The organism is Actinotalea sp. (genome assembly GCF_035443605.1).
Taxonomy (GTDB): domain Bacteria; phylum Actinomycetota; class Actinomycetes; order Actinomycetales; family Cellulomonadaceae; genus Actinotalea.
In genome coordinates this window covers 1-5573 of sequence record NZ_DAORSQ010000052.1, presented here as the reverse complement: position 1 = coordinate 5573, position 5573 = coordinate 1, and the positions used below count along the sequence as shown (strand labels likewise).

Below are 5573 nucleotides of genomic sequence, written 5' to 3'. Positions count from 1 at the left end.
CCGATGGTCGGGACGGCGGTGCTGCTCGAACGGCTGGCCGAGATCGGTCGGTCGCTCGCGGCCACCGACCACGGGCTCGCCCTGCTGGGGCTCGGCTCGGTGGGTACGGAGACGGACCGGCTCGACGAGTTCTCCGACCTGGACTTCTTCGCGATCGTCGAGCGCGGCCACCAGGGCGACTACCTCGCCGACCTGGGCTGGCTCACCCGCATCGCCCCGGTGGCCTTCGCGTTCCGCAACAGCCCCGACGGCTTCAAGCTGCTGTACGACGACGGTGTCCTCTGCGAGTTCGCCGTCCTCGAGGCGTGGCAGCTGCCCGGCATCCCGTTCACACCCGGTCGCGTCGTGTGGCGTCGCGACGACGTCGACCCGGCGAGCCTCCGACCTGCTGCGGTGCGCGCCGATGCGCCGGTCGACGTCGCCTGGCAGGTCGGCGAGGCGATGACCAACCTGCTCGTCGGCCTGGGCAGGTACCACCGCGGCGAGCGGCTCGCCGCGGCGCGCATGGTGCAGGGCCACGCCGTCGACCGGGTCCTCGCGATCGCGTCGACCCTCGAGCCGGGGTCGGCAGGGCACCGCGACCCGTTCGCGGCCGAGCGCCGCGCCGAGACGCTCCTGCCCGGGGCGGCGCCGCACCTGCCCGACTTCGTCCAGGGGTACGACCGCACGCCGGAGTCGGCCCGCGCGATCGTGGCCTACCTCGACGCACGCGTCCCGCTCGACCCCGCGCTGCGGGCCGCCGTCCTGCAGCTGTGCGAGCGACGCTGAGCGGGCGTGCGGACAGCCCGGGCACCCACCCCCCGTGGCAGGCTGGGGCCATGGTGAACGTCATCGACCGGGACACACGGATGTGCATCTCCCTGGCCGCGCGGCCGGGCAACCACGGCAACCGGTTCCACAACTTCCTCTATGCCGAGCTCGGCCTCAACTACGTCTACAAGTCGTTCACGTCGAGCGACATCGGCGCGACCGTGGGCGGGATCCGGTCGATGGGCATCCGCGGGGCGGGGGTGTCGATGCCGTACAAGGAGTCCTGCATGCCGTTCCTCGACGTCATCGACCCGTCGGCCGCCGCGATCGACTCGGTCAACACCATCGTCAACGACGACGGCGTGCTGACCGGCTACAACACCGACTACCTGGCGATCCGCACGATGCTCGACGAGCACGGCATCCCCCGCACCGAGGACTTCGCCCTGCTCGGCCACGGCGGGATGGGCAAGGCCGTCCTCGCGGCGCTGCGGGACGCGGGGTTCACGCGCGGCGTCGTGGTCGCCCCGCGGAACCTTGAGCGCGGCCGGGCGCTGGCCGAGCGGTACGGGTTCCCCGCCGTGGCCGACCTGGGTGACGCGCGCCCGCAGCTGCTCGTCAACGCCACCCCGGTGGGGATGGCCGGCGGGCCGGAGGCCGACGACCTCCCGTTCCCCGACGAGGTGGTCCGCGCCGCCACGACGGTGCTCGACGTCGTCTACCTGCCACCGGACACCCCGATGGTCCGGCTCGCCAGGGCCCTGGGCACGCACGTCCTTGCCGGCGACGAGGTGATGGCGCTGCAGGCGCTCGAGCAGTTCGTCCGGTACACGGGCGTGCGCCCGACGGCGGACCAGGTCGCGCGCGCCGAGGCGTACGCCTCGGCATAGCTGCCCGGCTGTGGAAGCATCGGCACCATGGCCGCCGACACCCCCCTGGACGTCCGCTCCCTGGTGATCTACCAGGCCTTCCCCCGGGTCTACGGCCCGACGGGACGCCTGGCGGACCTCACGGCCGACGTCGCGCGCATCGCAGCCCTCGGCGCAGACGTGCTGTTCCTCACCCCCATCCACCCCATCGGCGAGGTGGGCCGCAAGGGCTCGCTGGGCAGCCCGTACGCGATCAGCGACTACCGCGCCGTGCACCCCGACCTCGGTACCGAGCAGGACTTCGACGACCTCGTCGCTGCCGCCCACGCCGCGGGCCTGCGCGTCATGCTCGACGTCGTCTTCAACCACACGGCCCAGGACAGCGTGCTCGTCACCGAGCACCCGGAGTTCTTCCACCAGGACGCGCAGGGCCGGCCGTACACGACGGTGCCGGCGTGGCACGACGTCATCGACCTGCACCACCCGCACCCCGACCTGACGCGCTACCTCATCGACTCCCTCGCGCTGTGGGTGCGCCGCGGGGTCGACGGCTTCCGGTGCGACGTCGCCTCGCTGGTCCCGGTCGACTTCTGGGTCCAGGCCCGCGCGGAGCTGGCGCAGATCCGGCCCGGCCTGCTGTGGCTGGCCGAGACGGTGCACCCCTCGATGGTCGAGGCCCGCCGCGCGGCGGGGCTGCCGACGGCGGGCGACGGCGAGATGTTCGAGGCCTTCGACATCGAGTACCAGTACGACCTGTGGTCGGTCTGGCAGGCCGTGGTGGTCGGCGACCTGCCCGTGGGCCGGTTCCTCGAGATGCTGCGCTGGCAGGACGCCACGCTGCCGGGCCATCACGCCAAGCTGCGCTTCGTCGAGAACCACGACCAGTACCGGATCATGCACTTCGCCCCGAGCCGCGACCAGGCGCTGGCCTGGACGGCGGTCATGGCCGCGGCCCGTGGCCCGCTGATGGTCTACGCCGGGCAGGAGTCCGCGGCGCGACGCTGGCCGTCGCTCTTCGAGCCCGACCCGGTCGACTGGGGCACGTACGAGCTCAGCGGCTTCGTCACCGCGCTCGCCGGGATCAAGAAGCACCCGGCGATGCGCACCGGCGAGCCGTGGGTGCTCGCGGACGAGCCGTGCGTCCAGCTCGCCTGGGGACTCCTCGCCGACGACCGGATCACCCCGGTGGCCGACGGTCCGTCGCTCTACGTCGTCGCCGACGTCGCCGCGGTGGGCGGCCCCGTCGCGGTCCAGCTGCCCGACGGCGAGTACCGGGACCTGCTGGGCGGCGGGGTCGTGACCGTGCGCGACGCGAGCATCCCGGCCCCGACGTCAGCGGTCGTGCTCGAGGTCAGCGACCCGTACGTCGCCCGCCGCTGGCAGACCCCCCTGCTCGACGTGTTCCTGCACGTCGAGGTGCTGGGCGACGCGTGACCTGACGCGGCGTCGCGCCGGCCGGCGCGGGGGCCGGTCCGGCCTGCGGCGCGCCACGGCCCCGGCTGGAGTTGACCGTGCGCCCGCGCACGATCCCGATGAGCTCCTCGACCAGCTCGCCGTGCCGCTCCGTCACCCACACCAGCGCCACACCCGACGTCGGCGCGTCGGTCATCGGCACGGAGGTGAGGTCCTTGCGGTGGTGCAGCCGGGCGAGCGACTGCGGCACGACGAGCACCCCGACCCCGGCCGCCACGAGCTCCACCGCCTCGGCGGTGGTCCCCGGCGGGGCGCCAACGGCCGGCCGGCCCGGCGGGTCCGCCCAGCCCACGACGTCGTCCCGCGGGACGAGCAGCACCTCGTCGGCCAGGTCGGCAGCCCCCGCCTCGTCCAGCGCGGTGAGCAGGTGGTCGCGCGGCACGACGAGGACCGTCGTCTCGGTGAAGAGCGGGATCGCGCTGAGGTCGTCTCCGGCGTCCGCGACGGGCCAGCGGAGCAGGCCGGCATCCGCCCGGCCGTCGCGCAGGGCAGCGAGCTGCTCGGCGGCCTCGACCCGGACGAGCTCGAGCCGCACGTCGGGCAGCCGCTCGCCCCACGTGCGCAGCCAGCCGGTGGGCGTGACGCCGGGGACCAGCGCGAGGCGGAACGTCACGTCCGGCACGGCCACCGCCCCTCGGTCCTCGAACGGCCCTGGCGGCCGCCGTCAGGTCAGGCTACCGACGCCGGACCGTATCCTGACCCCGTGACCGAGACCGCACCGCGCCGCCGCAAGCCCCAGACGATGAAGCCGGCGACCGCCGCCGCCAAGCTGGACGTGTACCTGCCAGCCACGCCCGCGGAGTTCCAGGAGAGCGTCATCAGCCGCGAGGAGCTCGCCGCCCTCCAGGCCGACCCGCCCGCGTGGCTCACCGAGCTGCGTCGCAACGGCCCGCACCCCCGGTCCGTCGTCGCCGCGCGCCTGCGCGTCTCGACGAGCGGCCTCGCCCGCGCGGGCCTGACCGGTCCCGTCACCACGGCCGAGATCGAGGCCCTCCAGGCCGACCCGCCGGCGTGGCTGCTGCACGAGCGCCGCACGCTCGTGGAGGTGCGACGCGAGGAGAAGCGCCTCGCCGAGCGCGCGGCGCAGCACCCCCAGGGCTGACCCCGCGGGGCCGGCGACCCTGCCAGGATGAGGGCGCGGCACCGACGCCGCGCGACCCACGCGGCACTGCCGCGAGGAAGAGGGAGGACGTGCCTGGTTGGCGGCTCCGGGACTTCCACGCGGACGACCTCGACGGGATCCTGCGCCTGTGGGAGCAGTGCCAGCGCACCGGCTCCGAGCCCGTCTACGCGCTGTCCGAGGTGCTGGCCTCGTGCCAGAAGGACCACGCCGTCGTCGCCGTGCACGGGGAGGAGGTGGTCGGGGCCGCCGTCGGGCGGGCCGCGCACAACCAGGGCTGGATCGTCTTCAGCGCCACGGCGGACGGCTGGCACGGGCGCGGCATCGGCCCCGGGCTGCTCGCGGCGCTCGAGAAGCGGATGGCCCCGCACGGCCTCAGCAAGCTCTCGGCCCTGCTGCCGGACGACGGCAGCCGCGTGGACGCGTTCGTCAGCCAGGGGTTCGAGCTCAAGAGCCGGCTGCGCTACGTCGAGCGCCGCATCCCCGTGCAGCGCGAGGAGCTCGGCACGCTGCACGAGCTCGGCGGGCGCGTGCCGGCCCGCGGGCTGTGGGACTCCGTGGGCGGCATGCGTCACGAGAAGGACCTGCTCGAGAAGCGGCTCGTGCTCCCCCTCGCCCAGCCGGACCTGGCCGACCAGTACGGGATCGTGCCGCCGCGCGCCGTCGTCCTCTTCGGCCCGCCCGGGACGGGCAAGACGACCTTCGCCAAGGCGATCGCCTCACGGCTCGAGTGGTCGTTCGTCGAGGTCTTCCCCTCGCGCCTCGCGGCCGACCCGCTGGGTCTCGCCGGCGCGCTGCGCGAGACGTTCGACAAGATCTCGGAGCTCGAGCACGCCGTGGTCTTCATCGACGAGGTCGAGGAGATCGCCTCGAAGCGCACCGGTGAGCCGCCGTCACCCCTCCAGGGCGTCACCAACGAGCTGCTGAAGATCATCCCCGCGTTCCGCGAGCAGCCCGGCCGGCTGCTCGTGTGCGCGACCAACTTCATCCGCGCCCTGGACTCGGCCTTCCTGCGGCACGGGCGGTTCGACTACGTCATCCCCATCGGGCTGCCCGACGCCGCCGCCCGGCGCGCCATCTGGGAGCGCTACGTCCCGCCGGCCGTCGCCGACGAGGTGGACCTCGACCAGCTCGTCGCCGCGAGCGACGGCTTCTCGCCCGCCGACATCGAGCACGCGGCGCGCACGGCGTCGCAGCACGCGATGGAGGCCTCGCTCGTCGTGGCGCCGGACCCGCACCGCGTGCCAGGGCCGCGCACGGCGGACTACGTCGAGGCGATCGCGGGCACCAAGGCGACGGTCTCGGCCGAGGTGGCCGCGGACTTCCTCGAGGACATCGAGACGCTCGCGCGCCTGTGAGGC

The 5573-nt window shown here is 74.1% G+C and carries 6 protein-coding genes; 5 read left to right on the top strand and 1 reads right to left on the bottom strand.

The annotated features are described in order from the left end of the window. The 3 genes from PKY62_RS07485 to PKY62_RS07475 all read left to right on the top strand — a co-directional run. Positions 1-768: hypothetical protein (locus tag PKY62_RS07485; protein WP_324536083.1), on the top strand; the 768-nt coding region annotated here is incomplete at its 5' end. A gap of 50 nt (positions 769-818) precedes the next feature. Then, positions 819-1640, top strand: coding sequence for a shikimate 5-dehydrogenase (locus PKY62_RS07480; protein ID WP_324536082.1), 822 nt, complete (start codon positions 819-821; stop codon positions 1638-1640). A 27-nt stretch (positions 1641-1667) separates the two neighbouring features. After that, entirely contained in the window at positions 1668-3053 is a 1386-nt protein-coding gene (locus tag PKY62_RS07475) for an alpha-amylase family glycosyl hydrolase (RefSeq protein WP_324536081.1), read from the top strand. Here PKY62_RS07475 and PKY62_RS07470 read toward each other — a convergent pair. Further along, on the bottom strand, positions 2971-3720 hold the full coding sequence (locus PKY62_RS07470; protein ID WP_324536080.1) for a LysR substrate-binding domain-containing protein: 750 nt from the start codon (positions 3718-3720) through the stop codon (positions 2971-2973). The two genes, PKY62_RS07475 and PKY62_RS07470, sit on opposite strands and share 83 nt — an antisense overlap. A gap of 114 nt (positions 3721-3834) precedes the next feature. Between PKY62_RS07470 and PKY62_RS07465 the strand changes: the two genes are divergently transcribed. Together PKY62_RS07465 and PKY62_RS07460 are read left to right on the top strand one after the other, a co-directional pair. Continuing rightward, positions 3835-4194, top strand: a complete 360-nt coding sequence (locus PKY62_RS07465) for a DUF5997 family protein (RefSeq protein ID WP_324536094.1) — start codon at positions 3835-3837, stop codon at positions 4192-4194. Between the two features lie 89 nt (positions 4195-4283). Further along, positions 4284-5570, top strand: a complete 1287-nt coding sequence (locus tag PKY62_RS07460) for an ATP-binding protein (protein WP_324536079.1) — start codon at positions 4284-4286, stop codon at positions 5568-5570. Positions 5571-5573 lie beyond the last annotated feature (3 nt).